Source organism: Mesorhizobium sp. M0491, assembly GCF_040321265.1.
GTDB lineage: Bacteria > Pseudomonadota > Alphaproteobacteria > Rhizobiales > Rhizobiaceae > Mesorhizobium.
The window spans coordinates 1-500 of the sequence record NZ_JAMYRE010000067.1; the positions used below are offsets into that span (position 1 = coordinate 1).

The 500-nt window shown below is 59.6% G+C and carries 1 protein-coding gene; it reads right to left on the minus strand.

Features of this window, described 5'->3' with window-relative positions; all coding sequences use genetic code 11:
• Positions 1-53: 53 nt before the first annotated feature.
• The coding region (locus NKI69_RS33505) for a DDE-type integrase/transposase/recombinase (RefSeq protein ID WP_352723449.1) at positions 54-500 on the minus strand (447 nt) is incomplete at its 5' end.

A 500-nucleotide genomic window follows, 5' to 3' on the forward strand; every position in this document is an offset into this window, starting at 1 on the left:
GTTCCGTTGCAAAGTTTTGTCTGGTCAGAGAATTTGCCAGAGTGGTGGCAACCTCATGCGGCAGCGAGGATTTCGAACTGCTCGGCGAGAGACGGGTTCGGATTGAAGGCGTACCGCGCCTGTCGTTTGCGCATCATGTGGACCATCTCGATGCCGGACAAGGTGACCGCGGCGGCGTGCGTCGATTTGAAACCGAGCATCGGCCGCACCCGGCGCTTGATGCGCCGATGATCCTGCTCGATGCGGTTATTGAGGTATTGGCTTTGGCGGATGCGGATCGGCTTCGACCGGCGCCGGGAGCAATCCTGCAATCGACTTGTGGCATCGCAGGAAACGATGGCTTCCCGGTTGGTCTGACTGCCGTCGATGACGATGCGATCGGGACGGCCATGGCGTGCCAACGCTTTTGTGAAGAAACGCTTGGCGGCCGGCAAATCCCGGTATTCACTGAACCAGAACTCGACGGTGTCGCCGACGCTGTCGATGGCGCGATAGAGGTA